Source organism: Streptococcus parasanguinis, from assembly GCF_901875555.1.
Lineage (GTDB): Bacteria > Bacillota > Bacilli > Lactobacillales > Streptococcaceae > Streptococcus > Streptococcus parasanguinis_H.
The window spans coordinates 16351-36884 of record NZ_CABFMD010000001.1 but is presented as its reverse complement, the minus strand read 5'-3'; the positions used below and the strand labels follow the sequence as shown (position 1 = coordinate 36884).

Sequence of the window (20534 nt, the reverse complement as noted above, 5' to 3'; positions counted from 1 at the left end):
TAGATATGACCTAGAGAGGAATTGTTCGTTCTTTAATTTTTGAATCTAGTTGGTAGCTTGGTAACGTTTAACCCCATCTAGATAGGTCGCGACCAGATCTAAATTTTGGTCAAGCACGATGAAGTCCGCATCATAACCTTCTCGAATTTGACCACAAACGTCATCAATATGGACTGATTTTGCAGGATTAAGACTGGCCATCATCACTGCTTCGTAAGGGTTGGCAATCCCCCACTCTACAACATTTTTTAATCCATCTTTCAATTTCAAGATTGAGCCAGCCAGATTACCAGTTGATTTCAAGCGAGCAGTCCCTTCAGCGACCACGACTGGGAATTCCCCAAGCATGTAGTCCCCATCTTCCAAGCCCCCGGCTGTCATACAGTCCGTAATCAAGGCAACATTTTCTTTTCCTTTTTGTTTCATCAAGATATCACAAGCTAGCGGATCCACATGGTGCCCATCACAGATCAACTCTGCTGTAGTATGAGGCAACTCATACATGGCACCAACCATGCCGAGTTCACGGTGCGTCAAACCACGCATACCATTGTAGGCATGCACCCAGACACTCGCACCTGCATCAACCGCTTTTTTAGCTTCTTCAAAAGTAGCATTAGAGTGTCCCAGGGCAACTGTCACCCCTTCTCCTGTAATGGTCCGAACAAATTCTTCTACCCCTTCACGCTCGGGAGCAAGGGCAATCTTATTCAACAGACCATTGGCAGCTTTTTGCCAAGCCCGGAATTCTTTCATACTTGGATCCTTCATATAAGCTGGGTTTTGAGCTCCCTTGTATTTTTCTGTGAAATAAGGTCCTTCAAAATAAATTCCGCGAATCTTAGCCCCTGTTGCCTCTTTGTATCGTGCGCCGATATTTTCAGTTACTGCCAAAAGTTGTTCGTAAGAGGAAGTCAAGGTCGTCGGCAAAAAACTCGTAACCCCTGTACTCAACAGACCTTCACTCATGGTATGGAGAGTACCTTCGATATTATTATCCATCACATCTACCCCACCAAAGCCGTGAATATGGGTATCTACGAGGCCAGGTGCAATGCTGTAACCAGAATAATCCAGCACATCGGCACCTTCTGGTAAGCTTTCCACATGTTTTCCAAACTTGCCGTCAACGAGCTCCAAATAGCCTCCACGGCGAACCCCATGTGGGTAATAAAATTGATCTGCTTTAATATATGTAGACATAAAAATCGTCCTTTCCATTGTAGGAACTGTGTTCCATTTATATTCATACATATTATAACTCTATCACTTCTATTTGTAAATGGTCTAGACCTATTTTTAAATAGAATCCAACAAAAAAACAGAGTAAGTTTCCTACTTACTCTGTTCGACGTTCATTAAATTTGCTCGATTTGAACTTTTTCAGCCAGATTCATGGCATGGTCTGCAACACGTGTATAGTGAGAAATGATATCAATAAAGTTCACTCCGGCTTGAGGTGTACATTCGCCTTGGTTCAAACGACGAATATGAGTTTTCCGAAGTCTTTTCTCCAACTTTTCAATTGCCTCGTGACGTACTACCAGTTGGTTTGCAAGACTCACATCATTGTTCTCAACAGCTTTCAAGGCATCCTCTACAAATTGATGGGTTTGGTTGTAAATATCCTCCAATTCAGCTAAGGCTGCTTCTGAAAAAACGACTTTCTTTCGAATTAAATAATCGGTCAGATTGATCAAGGCTTCCGCGTGGTCCCCAATCCGCTCCAAATCCCGCGAGGAGTCTAAGATATTGGTGAGAACTTCACTTTCTCTAGGACTCAAGGCTTCACTCGACAAACGAATCAAGTAACGAGTCAAATCGTCATCAATGGTGTTAATTGCTTCTTCTGTCTTATGACCTTTTTCAGCTGTTTTTTCATTTTGGTGAACAATATAATCATAAGACAGATTAAAAGCTTTGTCTGCATATCCACCTAAATGGAGCAACTCTTTTTTCGCATTTCCTAGAGCAATCGAAGGCGCTTGACTGATCAAGTTTTCATCCAAATAGAGCGGTTCATATTTGACCACCTCATCCTCACCAGGAATCAGTTTGGTTACAAAGTATGCCAAAGCTCCAATGAATGGGAACTGGATGATGGTATTGGTTATATTAAAGGTTCCGTGAGCAAAGGCTATGGTCATTTCTGGAGACAAATGAAGAGTCGTTTCAAACCATTGAATCAAAGATGTAAACGGAACAAGGAAGACAAGACAGATAATGGTTCCGATAACATTAAAGGCTACATGGGCACCCGCCACACGTTTGGCCGCAATATTCGCTCCCAAGGAAGCAATGATAGCTGTAATGGTTGTTCCGATATTATCACCGAAGAGAACTGGGAGGGCCCCTTTCAGGTCAATCAAATGACTAGCATAGAGATTTTGCAAAATACCAATGGTTGCAGAAGAGGCCTGAATCAAAAGAGTTAATCCTGATCCGACAAAGACACCTAAGATAGGACTTTTACTTAACTGTACCATATAATCACGAAAGACTTGCAAATCTTTAAGAGGTTCCATAGCTCCACTCATCAAGTTGAGGGCAAAGAAGATACCACCGACACCAAAAACGATTCGTCCGACATTATTAACCAAACGATTTTTGGTAAAGAAGAGACAAACCGCTCCGATAAAGAGCATGGGAAGAGCGTAGTCTCCTAATTTAAAACCAATGATAAAGGAGGTAATAGTCGTTCCAATATTGGCTCCCATAACAATACCAATTGCTTGGCGGAGAGTTAGAAGTCCTGCACTCACCAGACCGACCGTAATCACTGTAACACCTGAACTTGACTGAATCAAGGCAGTCATCCCAATCCCTACTAGAACCCCTAAAAAGGGATTACTCGTATATTTATCAATATAGTATCGAAGTCGATCTCCTGCAGCCTGTTGCAAGCCTTCTCCCATGGTTTTAATACTATAGAGAAAGAGACCCAGGCCTCCCAAAAAGTTAAATACAATTTCCTGCCAGTTAATCGACATGTTCATTCCTCCAAATTTGAGATCAGAAATAAAACTCCTCTCCTATTTTAAAGGATAATTTCCAATCACACAAGAGATTTCTGTAAATTTCTACAATTTTTTGAAACCGTTTTTTTATATCTGTTTTATTTTCCTAGTTTGAAGGGTAAAAAAAAAGGTTGGAAAAATTTCCAACCCGAGACTGTAGACAAACTATTCTTTTTTTAAAATTTAATAAATTCTATAAAAAGAAATGTTACTCGTTAGAGTGATTCACTCATCTTCTGAAACTTTTCTTCGTGAGAAAAGTGCCTGAAGCTTTATAGTTTCAGGCACTCGGAATTTTTGAGACCTTAGGCTCAAAAATTAGTCATGGAACTTCGAAGAAGTTCGCTGACGTCCGTACTCACCTAAGGAAAATTTCTAAAAAGACTTTGTATTCAATCTAAGGACAGAAAATTTCCAACCTCTCTAGTCTTTGTTCAAATTGCGCAACATGGCATCAATTTTATTTCCATACTCGATGGATTCATCTTTCACAAAAGTGAGATCCGGAATTTTGTACAATTTTAAATTTCGACCTAATTCACGTTTGATGGTTCCTGTTGCTTTTTCAAGCCCTGTTTGAGCTTTTTGATTGTCAGAAGCCAGGTCACTCATAATCGAATAATAGACCTTTGCCATAGACAAATCGCCTAGCATTTGAACATCCGTGATGGTCACGCCTTGAACACGCGGATCACGAACTTTCTTTTGCAAAATTTCGTTGACTTCGCGCTTGATTTCCATCCCTACTCGGTCTGTCCGAAAATGACTTGCCATAGGAACTCCTTTCTGCTCTGTGTTTAAAAACTAGGAAATTAGAGGGGAACCCTCTTTTTTCCTAGTCAACCTCTTATTTTTTAATTTCTTCCATGATGTAGGCTTCGATGGTATCATCTGTCTTGATATCATTGTAACCTTCAATCATCAATCCACCTTCACGACCATTTGTCACTTCTTTGACATCATCCTTGAAGTGTTTCAAGCTTGCAAGTGCACCATCATAGATCACGACACCGTCACGAATGACACGAACCTTGGAATCACGAGTGACCTTACCACTGAGGACCATAAATCCTCCGATAGTACCAACTTTCGATACTTTAAAGGTTTCACGAATAACCGCTTCCCCGATCACTTTCTCTTCAAACTCAGGATCCAACATACCCTTCATCGCATCTTCCATTTCCTCGATCACTTTGTAGATGATGGAGTGAAGACGGATTTCCACCTCATCAGCTTCAGCTTGTTGACGTGCTTGTGGAGTAGGACGGACGTTAAATCCGATGATGAAGGCATTGGAAGCTTCTGCAAGGGTAACGTCTGATTCGTTGATGGCACCAACTGCTGAGTGAACGATGGTTACTTTGACACCTTCCACTTCAATCTTTTGAAGAGAGGCAGCAAGGGCTTCAACAGAACCTTGTACATCGGCCTTGATGATCACATTTACAGATTTCACTTCCCCAGCCTTCAGGGTATCAAAGAGATTTTCCAGGCTGACACGGTTGGTTACTTGACGTTGTTTCATCAATGCACGTTTGGCACGTTCTTCACCTGCTGCACGCGCAGATTTTTCATCTTCGTAAACCGCAAAGTGGTCACCTGCCATTGGGGCTTCGTTCAAACCTGTGATAGATACAGGTGTTGATGGTCCAGCCACTTTCACACGACGTCCAAGATCATTGGTCATGGCACGAACACGTCCGAAAGTATTTCCGACAACGATTGGGTCTTGCACATTCAAGGTACCTTGTTGAACAAGGAGGGTTGCCACCGCACCTTTTCCTTTATCCAAACGAGCTTCGATAACAGTACCGATGGCACGAACAGTTGGGTCTGCCTTCAATTCTTGGATTTCCGCCACAAGAAGGACAGTTTCCAAGAGTTCATCGATGTTTTGGTTGAACTTGGCAGAGATTTCTACAAACTCAGAATCGCCACCCCAGGCAGTTGACATAACACCATGCTCTGCTAATTCACCGATGACACGCTCTGGATTAGCGCCTGGTTTATCAATCTTGTTAATGGCCACAATGATTGGAACATTGGCTGCTTTTGAGTGGTTGATGGCTTCAATTGTTTGAGGCATTACTCCGTCATCTGCTGCTACAACCAAGATGGTAATATCGGTAACAGATGCACCACGCGCCCGCATAGAAGTAAAGGCCGCGTGTCCAGGTGTATCCAAGAAGGTAATCTTTTTGCCATTTTCAACGATTTGGTAGGCACCGATGTGCTGAGTGATCCCACCAGCTTCACCTGTCGCTACACGGGAATTACGAAGGGTATCCAAAAGGGTTGTCTTCCCGTGGTCAACGTGTCCCATGATGGTGACAACTGGTGGACGCTCTACCAGCTTATCTTCATTGAGATAGCCATCTTCTACGAAGAAGCGTTCAATATCCGCATTATCCACTTCGACTTTTTGTTTAGCTTCAATACCATAATCCACCATCAAAAGTTCGATGGTATCGCCATCAAGCGATTGGTTTTGAGTCGCCATGACTCCCATCATAAAGAGTTTCTTGACAATTTCAGCCGGTTCACGCTTAATGCGTTTTGCAATTTCTGCAACCGTCATTCCGTCCGTATACTCAAATTCACTTGGTAGTTCATGGAATTTACGCTCCGTTACTGGTTTTGGAGCATCATTACGGTTGTTCTTTCCTTTTTTATTTTTCTTATTGTTATTCCAGTTACTATTCTTCTGATTTCTCACTTGATTTTGACTATTTCGATTCCTTTGTTGTTTTCTTGGACCATCGTCTTCACGATCAAAATCATCGCGTTTCTTATCTGGTCGTGCTTGTTTCTTCCGACGTGTATCAACTTGAGCTGGAGCAGCAGCTACAACTGGTTTTGTATGGTTCTCAACAGCCGGTTCTTGTACAGGTACCTTCACTTCTGGTACTTCTACACGTTTCCGGCGCTGTTGACGTTCTTGTTCTGCTTTTGCAGCTTGTTGTTTGTAGCGATCTTCACTTCCACGTGCGTACTCGGCATTTTGTTCAGCTCTCAGTGCTGTTGCACGCGCTTTGAAATCAATTTTTGGTGCTACTTGGGGTTGAGCACTACGTCTTTGATCTGGTCTATTATTTCGACGATCTGTACTTTGATTTCGTTGTTCATTTCGCTCTTGTGGGCGTTGATTTCGGTTATCACCATAACGCTGATTATCTTTGCGATCGCGTTTTGGACGATTGTCTTGTTGTTTTCTACGCTCAGCCTGTTCTTTTGCACGCGCTTCTCGTTCTGCTTTGAAGTTACGACTCTTTGGTTTAGCAGCTGGTGTTACTGATTTTGCCTCAGTTGCCTCTTCTTTCTTTACAGGCGCTGCTTCTTTTTTCTCTGCGACAGCCGTTGTCTTGGCAACCACTTCTGCTACTTTCTTTTCGACTGTTTCTTTTTTCGCTGCAAAGCTATTGATCAGCTTTTCAGCAACATCAGTATCGACACTAGATGCATGACTCTTGACGTCAAAACCTAATTCTTTCGCACGAGTGACGACTTCCTTACTTTCCTTGCCCAATTCTTTGGCAATTTCGTATAATCTTTTCTTAGACAATTGCTGTCCTCCTCTTCTATTCCATAAGAGACCTCATTTTCTTTGAAAATCCAGCATCTACAACAGCGACGACCTTCCGGGCACGTCCAATTGCAGTGCTTAATTCTAGTGTTGAAAACACGGTAGATACTTGAACCTCATAATAGTGACCCTTATCTGTCACCTTTTTTGTCAGGTTACTGGCTGCATCGTTTGCCAGAAAAACTAATTTTGCTTTTTCTTCCTGGATTGCTTTGATCACGAGTTCTTCTCCAGAAATGAGTTTTCCTGCTCTTTGCGCCAAGCCCAACAAATTACTTATCTTTTGCTTATTCAAGGCCTAACTCTCTTCTCTTCACCTTATGATCTACATAAGCGATCAATTCATCATAGAAAGCTTCTTCCACTTCCATATTAAAGCTACGATTGAAAACTTTCTTTTTCTTAGCAAGTGCCGCTTCTTCATTGTCTAGCTTGATGTAAGCACCTCGACCATTGGCTTTGCCAGTCGGATCAATAAAGACTTGTCCTTCTTTATTTTTGACAATGCGGAGCAAATCACGCTTATCAATAATTTCATTTGAAACGACAGATTTTCTTAAAGGGATTTTTCTTGTTTTTACCATTTTCCCTCCCTCTCTTAATCGACTTGCTCTTCGCCACTTTCTACTTGGTCTTCAAAAGTTTCTTGAGCTGCTTCCATTTCTTCAAACTCACTAGCAGATTTGATATCGATGCGGTAACCAGTCAAATGAGCCGCTAAACGAACGTTTTGACCACGACGACCGATGGCAAGAGATAATTTGTTATCAGGGACCACAACGAGAGCATGTTTGCTATCTTCATCATCAAAAATAACTTGGTCCACTTCTGCAGGAGCGATTGCATTGTAGATAAATTCAGCTGGATCTGGAACCCACTCGATGACATCGATATTTTCTTCTGTCGGAACCATACGGTCTAATTTTTGATCATATCGAGCTGGGTGGAATTTGCTGGTAATCTTTTTAATGTTCGATCCACCACGACCAACGATCGTACCAATCGCATCTACGTTTGGATTATGGCTACGAACCGCAACTTTTGTACGATCTCCAGCTTCACGCGCGACACTCATAATCTCAACAGTACCATCATAAACTTCAGGAATTTCTTGTTCCATCAAACGTTTGATCATTTCAGGATGACTTCGACTAACAAAGACATTGACGCCACGAGGGTTATCTTCTACCTTGTAGACAAAAACTTCGATCCGGTCATGGGATTGGAAGATTTCTCCTGGAATTTGGTCTTGTTTAGACAATTGTGCTTCGATCGAACCAAGATTGACATAGATAAAACGATTGTCAAAGCGCTCCACCGTTCCACTCATGATTTCATTTTCATGTTCTTTATAAGTGTTATAGGTGATGGTGCGTGTTTGCTTCCGCATTTTTTCCATGATGGTTTGTTTGGCAGATTGAGCTGCTACGCGACCAAATTCAGCTGGTGCTTCTTCAAACTTGATCTTGTCACCCAACTCATAAGCAGAGCTAATGGCCAAGGCATCCTTCAAGCTGATTTCTAAACGGCTATCAAAGACTTCATCGACTACTTCACGAACCGTATAAACACGGAAATCTCCAGTTTTTTCATTGAATTCAATCGCTGCACTTTCTGATTGTCCATAACGACGGCGATAAGCTGAACGCAATGATTCTGTGACTGCTTCGATGATATCTTCTTTTTTGATCCCTTTGTCTTCTTCCAAAATGCGGAAGGCTTCTAGCATTTCTTTACTCATGTTTTTCTTGCCTCTTCTATAAAGGCATCCTTTCTTTCATTCTGTTACAATTTTACAGCCAACCTTGCTTTGGACACAAGGTTATAAGGAATATCCACTGTTTTCTTTCGTGTTTTATCCATATACTCAATGGTCAAAACATCCTCTTCAAAACCTACCAGGTTCCCCTCAAAGATCTTTTGCTTTTCAACAGCCTTGTACAAGCTGATATTGACGTACTTACCAACAGCTCCCTCAAGTGCTTCCTTGGTTTTCAAAGGTCTCTCCAAGCCAGGACTGGTGACTTCTAAAAAGTACTGTTCTGGAAATGGGTCTGGTTTGATTTGATCCAATAGCGGACTGATGATTTCTGTCAAATCCGCTGTATCATTCAGTGTGATTCCTTCTGGTTTGTCTACGAAAATGCTTAAGACGTAGTCACCACCCATTTTGCCATATTCAACATCAACCAATTCAAATGGTTCCTTTATAGCTGGCTGAATCACTTCTGTTACTAAGTCAACAATCGTTGCGATGGTTGCCACCTCCTCATAGATAAGAGGCGAAGATATTTCCCCGCCTCTCCTTTTCTATTCATTTAATGTATTATAGCACGATTTTCCAATGATTGCAAGGAATATGCTAAAACTGTGCTTCTACACGGTAAATGACCTGGCCTTTACTTGAGAACTTCTTCTCATATTCGGTCATAACATTACCCTCAAAATCACTAGCATGAAGGTCTAGCCAAACTCCCTTCAAAGTCATACCATACTGTGAAAAACTCACCAAACTGTATTCAAACAAACCTCGGTTGTCTGTTTTAAAGTGAATCTCCCCATGTTCTGGAAGAATTTGCTTGAAGGTGTCTAGGAAGGTCTTGTAAGTCAAGCGACGCTTCTCATGACGTTTCTTTGGCCATGGATCTGAAAAATTCAGATAGAGCTGATCAATTTCTCCGTCTTCAAAATAGTTAGTCAAGCTATCCCCATCTACCCAAAGTAATTTAATATTAGGAACATCAGCTTCTAAGACCTTATCTAAAGCATAACTTAAGACCGATTTTTGAATATCAATTCCGATGTAGTTGATCTCTGGATTGGCCTTAGCCATTCCAGTAATAAAGGCCCCTTTTCCACTTCCCACTTCAATATGAATGGGGTGGTCATTCCCGAAAATCCCATGCCATTTTCCCTTAGCATCTTCTGGATTTAGGACCACATATTGTGGATTGGCTTCTAGTAATTCTGTCGCTCCTTTGCGATTTCTAACTCTCATATTTCCTTTCCATATTTCAACCGGAAATTGCGCAGAGCATAGATCTCGCGATTGACATTTTCTAAATCATTATTTTCATAGTATTTAGCAATTTGCCACAAGAAGGAGTATTGACCAAACCAATAGAGTTTATCAAACACCTTTTGGTTGTACTTGTAACCATAATAACCTAACCAATCGCGCCAATTGGAATCTGGAATATAGTGACTCAAGATATGCGCTACATCCAACATCCGATCTGTCAAACGAACGGAATCCCAATCGACTAAATAAATCAAGCCGCTCTCTGTCTCAATCCAGTTACTATGACGGACATCCCCATGGACGATCGTCGCATAATCCTCCCGAAAAGCTGGCACTGTCTTACGTAAATTCTTTACGACTGATTGGATGTAGTGGTTCTGACGTAGGGCAATGGGCAACCGGTTACTCCAAGAATTGAGTAACTCTAAAGGAGATTCCACCGGATACCCAAGTTTCTTTAATTGGGTCATCAAAGGTCTAGAACGGTGCAATCTCGTTAAAATATTGACCACTTGTTTTTTTGACATTCCATTTGGCGTGAGAATCTCCCCATTCAACCATTCTTGGGCACTCATCACATTTCCATCTGGTAAACGTCGACTCCATAACAATTGAGGAGCAATCTGTTCTTTTGCTAGACCCGCAAGGATTGGGGTCGTATTCATTTTTACAAAAACGCGCCCACCATCTGGGTAGGTCCCCATGTAGGCCTTCCCACTCTTCCCAGGAATTGGGGTGAGACTTAGCTCTTTTTCATTCGAGTCCATCTTTTCCTCCGTAAAAAGTTTCCAATCTATTTTACTAATTTTAACGACTTTCGTCAACCAAGCGCGCCATTTTAAATGGAAGATAGAGCAGAGTTAAAGCAACTGTATAAGCTAATAAGCCTAGTAACAGGACTTTATCTGATATAAAGACCAGGCCAATTCCCCCTTCTATCACCGTTATCATAACCATTAATAGCTGAATCGTTTTATTTAACCCTGCCTTTTTACTACCCCTTTTCATCGGGAAAAGAAGGGTCAACGGTTGGTAATCAAAAGCACTATAAAGCCCCAGTAATTGAAAAATAACCAAGTAATTGAGCAAGGCTACAAGCGCAATCACCACTAGAGGTTGAGGAATAAAGATGATAGCGAGAATGGAAAGAGCCAAGAGGCGTAGGGTCATTGAGAAAAGATCCCCATTCCGTAGGAAGGAGCGCATATATAAGTGAAGCCAAGTATTCCCATGTGTTTTGGGAAGAAGCCCCAAGAAACCATCCAAATAAGCTCTTCTTTTGACACTGTTAGTAATGCCTTTCACCGTTGTAAACAAGGCAAAGAAGCGAAGGATCAATTGTTTCCTTGCATTCTCACGAGCAATGGCTAAGGTCCAATTCAAATTTCCATCCTGGTAGAAGCGCGCTTCCTTCCAGCTAAAAACAGCCCCTTTAGCCACCCCTAAGACAAGGATATAAGCTATAATAGCAAGTTTATCCAGCCCCGTTGCCAGAAGAAGAGGCACAAATAACAGAAGGACAAAACTTTGAATCAAAAACCAAAAGACAAAAGACTTCTTGGCCTGCCCTTTGATATACCTTTTTACTTCCTCTTCCTTTACCAAAAGAAATAAGGCATCGGGCTTCTCTAGGTAGGTCGAAATGGAGCCGATCGGAACCAAGAGGAGCAAACCGATCAAGAGGCTCCAGCGGATCAGGCTTGGATCTTTGGGTAGATCTTTCAAAAATTGGCTGTATTGAACCGCCAAAAATCCTATGAAAATCAGCATAAAGAGGACGAAATGATCATTGAGAACATAGCGGCTATATTTTACACATTGAGTTCGAAACGTTTGTTGCCGTTTTTTCATCAACTCTTTCATGCTGTTTCCTCTTCTGTCAAGGTCATGTAGATATCATTTAGACTTGCTTGCTCATCCCCAAAAGTTGAACGCAGCTCGTCCAAGGTCCCTTGTGCTCGGATCTGACCCTTATGGAGGATTACAAAACCATCACACATCTTTTCAGCTGAATCCAGAACGTGGGTACTCATCAAAATTGATTTTCCTTTTGCTTTTTCATCTGTCAACAACTGAATCAAATCTGCAATCGCAACAGGATCCAATCCCAAAAAGGGTTCATCGACAATATAAAGACTTGGATCTACTGCATAAGCGCAAATAATCATGACCTTCTGCTTCATCCCCTTTGAAAACTGGGTCGGAAACCAATCTAATTTTTCAGCCAAACGAAATCGTTCCAACAAAGGCTGGACGCGCACCATGACCTGATCCATATTTAAATCATAGGCCATAGCTACGGTCTCGATATGCTCTCTCAGGGTTAATTCTTCATAAAGACTAGGGGTTTCTGGAATATAACCAATCTTCTTGCGGTATTCCGTTGGAGCTTCTGGCAGACTAAGACCATCAATCCGTACCTCCCCAGCATAAGGATGCAATAGACCAATAATTTCATTAATCGTGGTTGACTTCCCAGCTCCATTTAGTCCAATCAAACCAATCAGTTGGCCATCCGGAACTGAAAAACTCACCTCTGTCAGGACAGGGATGTTGACATAGCCCCCTGTCAACTTGTTGATTTCTAACATATTTTCTCCGATTTCTGGTATAATGTTCTTATATTATAACAAAATTTAGTCTAAATGAGGTGTATTTATGGTTGATGATTGTATTTTTTGTAAGATTGTAGCTGGCGACATTCCTTCATCCAAAGTCTATGAGGACGAGGAGGTCCTCGCATTTTTGGACATCTCTCAGGTTACTCCTGGTCATACGTTAGTCATTCCAAAAAAACACGCTCGTAACCTCTTAGATATGGACGAAACCACCACAGCTCAACTGTTTGCACGTGTCTCTAAAGTTGCTAAAAAAGTAGAAGTTGCTACCCAAGCCAAGGGAATGAATATCATCAGCAACATGGAAGAAGTTTCTGGACAAACCGTTTTTCACACCCATGTCCACATTATCCCTCGCTATTCCGCTCAAGATGAACTGGCCATTTCATTTACTGAACACGAACCTAATTTTGAACGATTAGCAATTCTCGCAGAAACCATCAAAAACAGCTAAAAGGAGACAATATGAAACTCAAAAATCTCTTTTGGTTTGCAACAGGAGCTAGCATTAGCTACCACCTGGTTAAAAACCGCAAAGAAATCAAAACTGAGGTGACTGAATCCAGCCAATTGGTTAAGGGCATTCAAGATAACCTAGCAAAAATCCAACGTAATCTAGATATTATCCAAGACCAAAAGACCAATCTTCAAGAATTGGTAACCGATTTCCAATACAAGACCAAACTGTTTCGTCAACAAGCAACAGCCTCTCTAAAAGAAATTCAAGACATCTGGCAACCAAGTAAAAACGATTGAGAAAACTCAATCGTTTTTTCTTATTCTGAAGGTACCGTAGGTGTCACACTGCTCGACTCTGTTGCTGCTGGAGCAACTGGTGTCACTGGTGCGACCGAACTTTGAGGCGTCACCACTCCCGTATCCTGGGTCGATGGAACAACTGGTAGTTGGTTAAACTCTTGGTAAACAGGTGCTTCCTCAGATGCTGCCGCTGGCGCATCATTTTGAGAAGAAGCATTCTTCAACTCTTCGTCTCCATCCAATAAGTAAGCATTGGTTTTCAGTGTTTTAATTTCTTTCTTTCCTAAAGCTTTGCGGATGATATTTTGTATTTTTAAAATATGTTTCGAAGTGACAATCTGATAACTTCCGCCATCTGCTAAGGTAGCATCTTCCCCTTTTAGCTGGTATTGATGGATGGTAGAAAGTGCATCCTTGTAGCCCAACAATTGAAGAAGACTATTGCTGTCTAAGGAAATATTGGTTTGCATATTGTCACTAACAGAATCAATAATCCCCTTATAATGACTTAAGCTATTCAAGCTCAAGACCTTCTCCACAATTTTTTTGATCACTTCACGTTGACGCTTCTGACGCCCATAATCCCCTTCTGGATCCTGATACCGCATCCGTGAATAAACCAGCGCTTGTTCCCCATTAATCTCATGACGTCCTGGTGCAATCTTAGCCGTGTACTCCGGCTCATTTTCTTCAATGGAGATGTCAAAATCAAAGGGATTATTGACCGTGATCCCTCCAATTTTGTCAACCAATTGGATGAGCCCCTTCATATTGATCATAACATAGCGGTCAATATGAATATTTAAGAGATCCTGAATGGTCTTAATGGCAAGTTTAGCGCCACCTTGAGCATAGGCAGCATTTAATTTTTCTTGCACTGTTTGACCATCCGAGCTAACATTGGTTAAAATATCTCTTTCTAGGCTTGTCATAGTCGTTTCTTTGGTACGAGGATTGACCGTCACTAGAATCATGGTATCACTATTTCCCGCCCAAGGATCTTCTCGCGAACCATTTCCGGTATCAACCCCCATTAAAAGAATGGTCATGGGTTTATTTTCTGCAATGACATTGGTCTCATTCCCAAAGCCCTTATAGGTCTTACTGAGAGTCCCCGTTGTTTGATTGAGGATAGTAAGGCCATAGGCCCCAATCCCAATCACTGTTACTGTCAATAAGCTCAAAAACATTAAAATAATTTTTTTTACCATATAGAATCTCTCTCTAATCTATCAGTTTCCCCATAAGGTAAACATCTAAGAATTCTCCTTCAGCTGAACAAGCTCCACGAGCTTGACAACCTTCGATCTCAAAACCTAACTTTTTATATAGGTGAACAGCCCGTTCATTGCGCACTTGGACATTCAAGACTAGTTTCCTAAGAACACCGGTCGAGTGCGCCCACTCGATTCCTTCTTCTAGTAAGATCTGTCCAAGCCCTTGATTCCAATAATCTTTTTGAACCACAATAAAGACATCACCAATATGCTGAATGGACCGTTGAGAAGCCGCAGTGATATTTAACAAAGCTGCCAGTTCCTGATCTAGAAATAGCAAGAGACAAATCCGGCTTTCCGCCATCTCTTGCACCATTAGAAATTGCTCCATGTCTGCTTGAGACATGCCAATCCCAGCTTCATCTAGCGTCATATAATCTGACTCTTTCCCAACTTGATTTAAGAAATCAGCGACAAGAGCCGCGTCTGCACTGTCAGCTTGCCGAATTTCTAATGTCACTTCCTTTTCCTTAGTCATCGGTTTTTTCCACCTGCTCAAAGGATGCTAGTAAAGCTTCTGCACGAGCTCCATGAGCCTCAAAAGCCAACTCTCGCCCATCTTCCAATTTTCGGATAAAAATTTTAAGATAAGCATCCGAGAGACTCGGCTCAATCAACTCTCCCCATTCAATAATGGTAGCACCATCTCCAAATAGAAAATCATCTAAATCAATCGAATCTGGATCATTCCCAATCCGGTAAACATCCAAGTGGTACAAAGGCAAGCGGCCTTCGTATTCACGAACAATGGTATAGGTCGGACTTTTAATCATCTGATCAATCCCTAACCCCTTTGCAATCCCTTTGGTGAAGGTTGTTTTTCCTGCCCCTAGATCACCTGATAAGATGATCACATCTTGCTTTTCTAAGACTTTTCCTAGCTGTTTTCCTAGAGCAATCAGCTCCGTTTCATTGTGACTAATCATTTCTCTATTATACCAAACTTTTTTAAAATCTGCTCTTTCTTTTAGAAATTGTTCGACTCAGGTTTGCTTTTTGAGACATAGACATCAAGGAGAACGGAAGATACTCCCATTTATTCCCTCTGTCTATCCATCCAAAAAGGAATGGAAGACACCTCCCATTCCTTTTTTAACTTTCTCTATTGCTTAATTCAAAGCCATGCTCACGTAGTTTAAGATAAAGAGAACATCTAGGATCCAAATCATGCTATGCACGTCTTTTGCTTCCCCTTTCACCACTTTTACAAAGCTATAGGTGATAAATCCAGCCGCAATCCCTTGTGTGATAGAATAACTGAAGCCCATAAAGATCGATGTGAAGAAAGCAGGAATCGCTTCTGACATATCTTCCCAATGGATATTTTTCAAACCACTTAACATCATGATCCCCACAACAATCAGAATTGGGGCAGTGGCAGCTGTTGGGACAATAGCCAACAAAGGACTAAAGATACTTGAAATAGCGAAACAGATTGCAACCACTAGAGCTGTCAAACCAGTACGACCACCAGCACCAATACCTGCTGCAGATTCAATATAAGTTGTCACGTTTGAAGTACCAGCAATGGCACCTACTGAAGTTGCCACCAAATCAGAGTAAAGAGCCTTATCCAATTTAACTGACTCATGATTTTCACCACTTGTCGCGATGATTCCAACTTTTTCACCCGTACCGATAAGAGTTCCGATCGTATCAAAAATATCGGTCAAAGAGAAGGCCAAAATGGCCATCAAGGTCTCAGGTAAACGAGACGTATTGGAAATCAAAGAACCCAATCCTTTTGATCCCAAGGCTTGACCAAAGATGGTACCCAAGTCATTAAAAGCAGCTCCTAGATGGGTACTTGCGAAGTCGATTTTCGACACATCTACGACATGGACTAGAATCCCCAAAACAGTCGTTGCGAAGATGGAAAGGATAATCCCTCCCTTGACTCCCTTCACGACGAAGAAAATGGTAATCGCTAGACCTGCCAGAGCTAAAAGTACCGCCGGATTATTAAAGTCCACCAAACCTGGAACTGCTGCTGCATTGGCCGCAATCGTCGCATTGGCTTGGTCCGCTCCCTTCCCAACAACGGTGTAGGTATGAGGGTCAATCGTGAATTTCAAAAATCCGGCATTTTTGATTCCTACATAGGCCAAGAAAATTCCAATCCCAGCTGAAATCGCTGAACGAAGGGCTGTTGGAATCGACTCGATAATCATCTTACGCACCTTTGTCAAGGTGATGATCAATGAAATCACACCACAAATAAAGACCATTCCCAAGGCTTCTTGCCACGTATAGCCCATTCCAAACACAACAGTGAAGGTAAAGAAGGCATTCAAGCCCATTCCTGGCGCTTGAGCATATGGCAAATTAGCATAAAAGGCCATCATCAAGGTACCAACAACCGATCCAATAATCGTTGCAAGAAAGACCCCTTGAGCTGGCATTCCTGTTTGTGACAACATTTGCGGATTTACGAAGAGGATATAACTCATCGCAAAAAAGGTTGTCAAACCAGCAAGAACCTCTGTTCGAACAGTGGTTCCATGTTCTGAAAGTTTAAAAAATTTATCCATTTCAGAAAAAACTCCTTTTTCATCATTCTCGCTCCCAATCAATTTGCGAACGTTATTTCTATTTTATCAAAATATATTTCGGATTTCAAGAAATTCTCCTTCTCTCTTTATTTTCAAGCAGTTTTTCTTATTTTCTGATATAATGATCTCATTCTTCTCGAAAGGAACCTACATATGCAAAAGAAACTAATTGCTCTGGATTTAGATGGCACTCTCCTGAATTCAGAAAGTCAATTAAGCGACTTCACTGTTGAGACCATAAAGAAAGTTAGCGCCCTTGGACATAAAGTGATCATTACAACAGGCCGTCCCTATCGCATGGCCCATACCTACTACCAAGAACTCGAACTCGATACCCCTATGATCAATTTCAACGGCTCCCTTACCCACCTTCCTGGAAAAAAATGGAGCGAAGAACAATGTTTGACCTTGGATAAAAAATATTTACTAGACATGGTTGCCCATCGTGACGCCATCCAAGCAGACTTCATTGCCGGTGAATACCGTAATAAATTTTTTATAACAGATCCTAATGACCAGATTGCCGATCCTCAATTATTCGGAATTGAAGCTTTCCAGCCCGAAAATCAATTTCATTCAGAGAGGGTAACGAGTGATCCAAACTGCATTCTTTTTCAGACAAAGGCTGAAGATAAATATGCTCTTGCAGAGGATATGAATCGGTATTATAACTACAACTTATCCATCAATACCTGGGGTGGCCCCTTAAATATTTTGGAGTGCAATCCTAAAAATGTAACCAAAGCATCAGCTCTGACCTACCTTCTGGATAAACTCAATATGGATCGGAAGGATTTGATTGCTTTTGGAGACGAGCACAATGACACAGACATGCTAGCTCTTGCTGGGTGTGGATACGCGATGAAAAATGCGAGTTCAGTCTTACTTCCCTATGCAGATTTCATAACAAACTACACAAACGACGAAGACGGTGTCGCACGCCAATTAAGAGAATTGTTCATAGACTGATCCAGAGGCTGGGACAAAAGTCCTAGCCTCTTCTTGTTTTTTGATTGTCGAGCAAGACGCAGTGGTTGAGTGGGCTCTACTACGCTGATTTCATCAGCTTTTACAGCCCTGCTCAACTGTGCGGAAGTGGGACAACGAAATCGAATTCTAACGAATGACCAATTTCTGTCCCACTCTCTTTTGTCCTTCAAATTCTTAAGCGGTTAACATTTCCTTCCCTTTTTTTCCATTTTTTTTATTGCTCTCCCTAATAGTTTGTGATATTATTAACATAGTTATTAAAGAAGCGTTTTCAAAAATCTAATACGCCTCTTGTTCACTTAAGGAGGAACAAAATGAAAGCTGTTGTTGTAAATCCAGAAGGTACTGGTGTAGAAATCGTTGCTAATAAAGAAGTCCGTCCACTTGAAACAGGGGAAGCTCTTGTTCAAATCGAGTACTGTGGTGTCTGCCACACTGACTTGCACGTCGCACATGGTGATTTCGGAAAAGTTCCAGGTCGCGTCCTTGGACATGAAGGAATTGGTATCGTCAAAGAAGTGGCTCCTGGTGTAAAAAGCTTAAAAGTTGGTGACCGTGTCAGCGTTGCTTGGTTCTTCGAAGGTTGTGGGACTTGTGAATACTGTACAACAGGTCGCGAAACCCTTTGCCGTACTGTAAAAAATGCAGGTTACTCTGTTGATGGAGGAATGGCTGAACAATGTATCGTTACTGCAGATTACGCAGTGAAAGTACCTGAAGGATTAGACCCAGCCCAAGCTTCATCTATCACTTGTGCAGGGGTTACTACTTATAAAGCTATCAAAGAAGCAAAAGTTGAACCTGGACAATGGGTTGTCCTCTATGGTGCTGGAGGCCTCGGAAACCTAGCTGTTCAATACGCTAAAAAAGTATTCAATGCACACGTTATCGCAGTGGATATCAATAACGATAAACTCGAATTGGCTAAAGAAGTTGGAGCTGACATCGTAATAAACGGTAAAGAAGTTGCAGATGTTCCAGGATTGATCAAAGAAAAAACAAATGGTGGAGCTCACTCTGCTGTCGTAACAGCTGTTTCTAAAGTAGCTTTCAACCAAGCAGTAGATTCTGTTCGTGCAGGTGGCCGCGTTGTCGCAGTTGGTCTTCCTTCAGAAATGATGGACCTCAGCATCGTGAAGACTGTCCTTGACGGTATCCAAGTTATTGGTTCACTCGTAGGTACCCGTAAAGACTTGGAAGAAGCCTTCCAATTCGGTGCAGAAGGTTTGGTTGTTCCAGTCGTTCAAAAACGTCCTGTAGAAGATGCAGTAGACATTTTTGATGAAATGGAAAAAGGACAAATCCAAGGACGTATGGTACTTGACTTTACAAACTAAATAACTAAACCTACAGGACTAGCCCAACTGGGCTAGTCTTTTTTGAGGGCTCTCAATAGATCCATCTACTAGGTTGTTATACTTTTATTTTACTTTTTCATTCATGAATGATTTTCTATAATTTTGCACCCAAGCTTTACTTACATGTTAAAGAAGCTATGACGCTGTTTTTTATGGGATCGCTTAGTGATAAAGCAAGTATGAATAAGAGTGCTAAAGAGATAAATTAATATAACAAAGATGCTCTTTTACCTCTAGATTTTAATAGAAAAATTGACTTAAATGTGAAAACGGTTTATAATAAAGAAGCTTAAAGTTTTCTTAAACTGAAAGTCAAACAAATTTTATAAGGAGGAATGTCAATAATGAGTATTGGTATCATTATTGCTAGCCACGGTGAATTTGCAGCTGGAATCCACCAGTCTGGCTCAATGATCTTTGGAGATCAAGAGAAAGTTCAAGTGGTTACGTTCATGCCAAATGAAGGCCCAGATGATCTCTATGCTAAATTTAATGCTGCTATTGCTGCATTTGATGCAGATGATGAAGTCTTGGTTTTGGCTGACCTTTGGAGTGGTTCTCCATTTAACCAAGCGAGTCGTGTCATGGGAGAAAATCCAGATCGTAAATTTGCGATCATTACTGGATTGAACCTTCCAATGTTGATTCAAGCTTACACAGAGCGTTTGATGGATGCAAATGCTGGCGTTGATAAAGTCGCTGCAAACATCATCAAGGAAGCTAAAGACGGTGTCAAAGCCCTTCCAGAAGAATTGAATCCTGTCGAAGAAGCTAGTACAGCCGCTGCTGCTCCTGTAGCCCAAGCTGCGATTCCAGAAGGAACGGTTATCGGAGATGGAAAACTCAAGATCAATCTTGCCCGCTTAGATACACGTCTTCTTCATGGACAAGTCGCAACTGCTTGGACACCCGATTCAAAAGCCGATCGGATCATTGTTGCTTCAGATTCTGTTGCCAAAGATGAATTGCGTAAAGAATTGATCAAACAAGCTGCACCAGGTAACGTCAAGGCCAATGTAGTCCCAATTCAAAAATTGATCGATGTTGCAAAAGACCCTCGTTTTGGGAACACACATGCTTTGATCTTGTTTGAAACACCACAAGATGCCCTTCGCGCCATCGAGGGTGGTGTTCCGATTAAAACCTTGAACGTTGGATCAATGGCCCACTCAACTGGTAAAACCATGGTCAATAATGTGTTATCAATGGATAAAGATGACGTGGCTACATTTGAAAAAATGCGTGATCTTGGAGTAGAATTTGACGTCCGTAAAGTGCCAAATGACTCTAAGAAAGATTTGTTTGACTTAATTAACAAAGCTAACGTTCAATAATCGATTACTTACGAAAGGATTTTA

20 protein-coding genes and 2 pseudogenes are annotated in these 20534 nt (G+C 41.5%); 5 read left to right on the top strand and 17 right to left on the bottom strand.

Annotated elements, in window-relative coordinates:
• Positions 1 to 45: 45 nt before the first annotated feature.
• The 13 genes and pseudogenes from nagA to JX304_RS00150 form a co-directional block, all read right to left on the bottom strand.
• Positions 46 to 1203 carry an N-acetylglucosamine-6-phosphate deacetylase gene (nagA, locus tag JX304_RS00205; protein ID WP_205010737.1) on the bottom strand — a complete coding sequence of 386 codons (1158 nt, stop codon included), beginning with the start codon at positions 1201 to 1203 and terminating at the stop codon, positions 46 to 48.
• A gap of 155 nt (positions 1204 to 1358) precedes the next feature.
• Complete coding sequence (locus JX304_RS00200) at positions 1359 to 2990, bottom strand: Na/Pi cotransporter family protein (RefSeq protein WP_205010736.1); 1632 nt, start codon at positions 2988 to 2990, stop codon at positions 1359 to 1361.
• A 450-nt stretch (positions 2991 to 3440) separates the two neighbouring features.
• On the bottom strand, positions 3441 to 3791 hold the full coding sequence (gene rbfA / locus JX304_RS00195) for a 30S ribosome-binding factor RbfA (RefSeq protein ID WP_009732309.1): 351 nt from the start codon (positions 3789 to 3791) through the stop codon (positions 3441 to 3443).
• Between the two features lie 73 nt (positions 3792 to 3864).
• A pseudogene (gene infB / locus JX304_RS00190) lies at positions 3865 to 6075 on the bottom strand (translation initiation factor IF-2); the annotation flags it as partial.
• A gap of 380 nt (positions 6076 to 6455) precedes the next feature.
• A pseudogene (locus JX304_RS10940) lies at positions 6456 to 6579 on the bottom strand (translation initiation factor IF-2 N-terminal domain-containing protein); the annotation flags it as partial.
• Between the two features lie 16 nt (positions 6580 to 6595).
• A complete protein-coding gene (locus JX304_RS00185) occupies positions 6596 to 6895 on the bottom strand; it encodes a YlxQ-related RNA-binding protein (RefSeq protein ID WP_003010399.1) in 300 nt (99 codons plus the stop codon).
• A complete protein-coding gene (rnpM, locus tag JX304_RS00180) occupies positions 6888 to 7184 on the bottom strand; it encodes an RNase P modulator RnpM (RefSeq protein WP_003010401.1) in 297 nt (98 codons plus the stop codon). The genes JX304_RS00185 and rnpM overlap by 8 nt, the downstream gene beginning before the upstream one ends.
• Before the next feature lie 14 nt (positions 7185 to 7198).
• Positions 7199 to 8341, bottom strand: coding sequence for a transcription termination factor NusA (nusA, locus tag JX304_RS00175; RefSeq protein WP_205010734.1), 1143 nt, complete (start codon positions 8339 to 8341; stop codon positions 7199 to 7201).
• Between the two features lie 44 nt (positions 8342 to 8385).
• Positions 8386 to 8865, bottom strand: coding sequence for a ribosome maturation factor RimP (gene rimP, locus JX304_RS00170; RefSeq protein WP_205010733.1), 480 nt, complete (start codon positions 8863 to 8865; stop codon positions 8386 to 8388).
• Positions 8866 to 8962: 97 nt separating this feature from the next.
• On the bottom strand, positions 8963 to 9598 hold the full coding sequence (gene trmB / locus JX304_RS00165) for a tRNA (guanosine(46)-N7)-methyltransferase TrmB (RefSeq protein ID WP_023920251.1): 636 nt from the start codon (positions 9596 to 9598) through the stop codon (positions 8963 to 8965).
• Positions 9595 to 10389, bottom strand: a complete 795-nt coding sequence (gene ccrZ / locus JX304_RS00160; protein ID WP_023920250.1) for a cell cycle regulator CcrZ — start codon at positions 10387 to 10389, stop codon at positions 9595 to 9597. Before ccrZ ends, trmB begins: the two co-directional genes overlap by 4 nt.
• A 40-nt stretch (positions 10390 to 10429) precedes the next feature.
• Positions 10430 to 11485, bottom strand: a complete 1056-nt coding sequence (locus JX304_RS00155) for an ABC transporter permease (RefSeq protein ID WP_205010732.1) — start codon at positions 11483 to 11485, stop codon at positions 10430 to 10432.
• Complete coding sequence (locus JX304_RS00150) at positions 11482 to 12213, bottom strand: ABC transporter ATP-binding protein (protein ID WP_205010731.1); 732 nt, start codon at positions 12211 to 12213, stop codon at positions 11482 to 11484. Before JX304_RS00150 ends, JX304_RS00155 begins: the two co-directional genes overlap by 4 nt.
• 67 nt (positions 12214 to 12280) lie before the next feature.
• Between JX304_RS00150 and JX304_RS00145 the strand changes: the two genes are divergently transcribed.
• Both JX304_RS00145 and JX304_RS00140 read left to right on the top strand, forming a co-directional pair.
• Complete coding sequence (locus JX304_RS00145) at positions 12281 to 12694, top strand: HIT family protein (protein WP_205010730.1); 414 nt, start codon at positions 12281 to 12283, stop codon at positions 12692 to 12694.
• A gap of 11 nt (positions 12695 to 12705) precedes the next feature.
• On the top strand, positions 12706 to 12996 hold the full coding sequence (locus JX304_RS00140; RefSeq protein WP_003003980.1) for a hypothetical protein: 291 nt from the start codon (positions 12706 to 12708) through the stop codon (positions 12994 to 12996).
• 20 nt (positions 12997 to 13016) lie between these two features.
• On the opposite strand, the gene brpA is transcribed toward JX304_RS00140, so the two are convergent.
• The 4 genes from brpA to JX304_RS00120 all read right to left on the bottom strand — a co-directional run bounded on the left by brpA (position 13017) and on the right by JX304_RS00120 (position 16807).
• Positions 13017 to 14210: a biofilm formation/cell division transcriptional regulator BrpA gene (brpA, locus tag JX304_RS00135; RefSeq protein WP_205010729.1), complete on the bottom strand. Its 1194-nt coding sequence runs from the start codon at positions 14208 to 14210 to the stop codon at positions 13017 to 13019.
• Positions 14211 to 14223: 13 nt separating this feature from the next.
• Positions 14224 to 14754, bottom strand: coding sequence for a GNAT family N-acetyltransferase (locus tag JX304_RS00130; RefSeq protein ID WP_205010728.1), 531 nt, complete (start codon positions 14752 to 14754; stop codon positions 14224 to 14226).
• Complete coding sequence (gene tsaE, locus JX304_RS00125; RefSeq protein ID WP_205010727.1) at positions 14747 to 15202, bottom strand: tRNA (adenosine(37)-N6)-threonylcarbamoyltransferase complex ATPase subunit type 1 TsaE; 456 nt, start codon at positions 15200 to 15202, stop codon at positions 14747 to 14749. The genes JX304_RS00130 and tsaE overlap by 8 nt, the downstream gene beginning before the upstream one ends.
• A gap of 183 nt (positions 15203 to 15385) precedes the next feature.
• Complete coding sequence (locus JX304_RS00120) at positions 15386 to 16807, bottom strand: NCS2 family permease (RefSeq protein WP_205010726.1); 1422 nt, start codon at positions 16805 to 16807, stop codon at positions 15386 to 15388.
• A gap of 174 nt (positions 16808 to 16981) precedes the next feature.
• Between JX304_RS00120 and JX304_RS00115 the strand changes: the two genes are divergently transcribed.
• From JX304_RS00115 to JX304_RS00105, 3 genes are all read left to right on the top strand, one after another.
• The gene (locus JX304_RS00115; RefSeq protein ID WP_205010725.1) at positions 16982 to 17797 is read left to right on the top strand and encodes a Cof-type HAD-IIB family hydrolase; all 816 of its coding nucleotides are present in this window, start codon (positions 16982 to 16984) and stop codon (positions 17795 to 17797) included.
• 335 nt (positions 17798 to 18132) lie between these two features.
• On the top strand, positions 18133 to 19155 hold the full coding sequence (gene adhP, locus JX304_RS00110) for an alcohol dehydrogenase AdhP (protein ID WP_205010724.1): 1023 nt from the start codon (positions 18133 to 18135) through the stop codon (positions 19153 to 19155).
• A gap of 365 nt (positions 19156 to 19520) precedes the next feature.
• Positions 19521 to 20510 carry a PTS sugar transporter subunit IIB gene (locus tag JX304_RS00105; RefSeq protein WP_205010723.1) on the top strand — a complete coding sequence of 330 codons (990 nt, stop codon included), beginning with the start codon at positions 19521 to 19523 and terminating at the stop codon, positions 20508 to 20510.
• Positions 20511 to 20534: the final 24 nt, after the last annotated feature.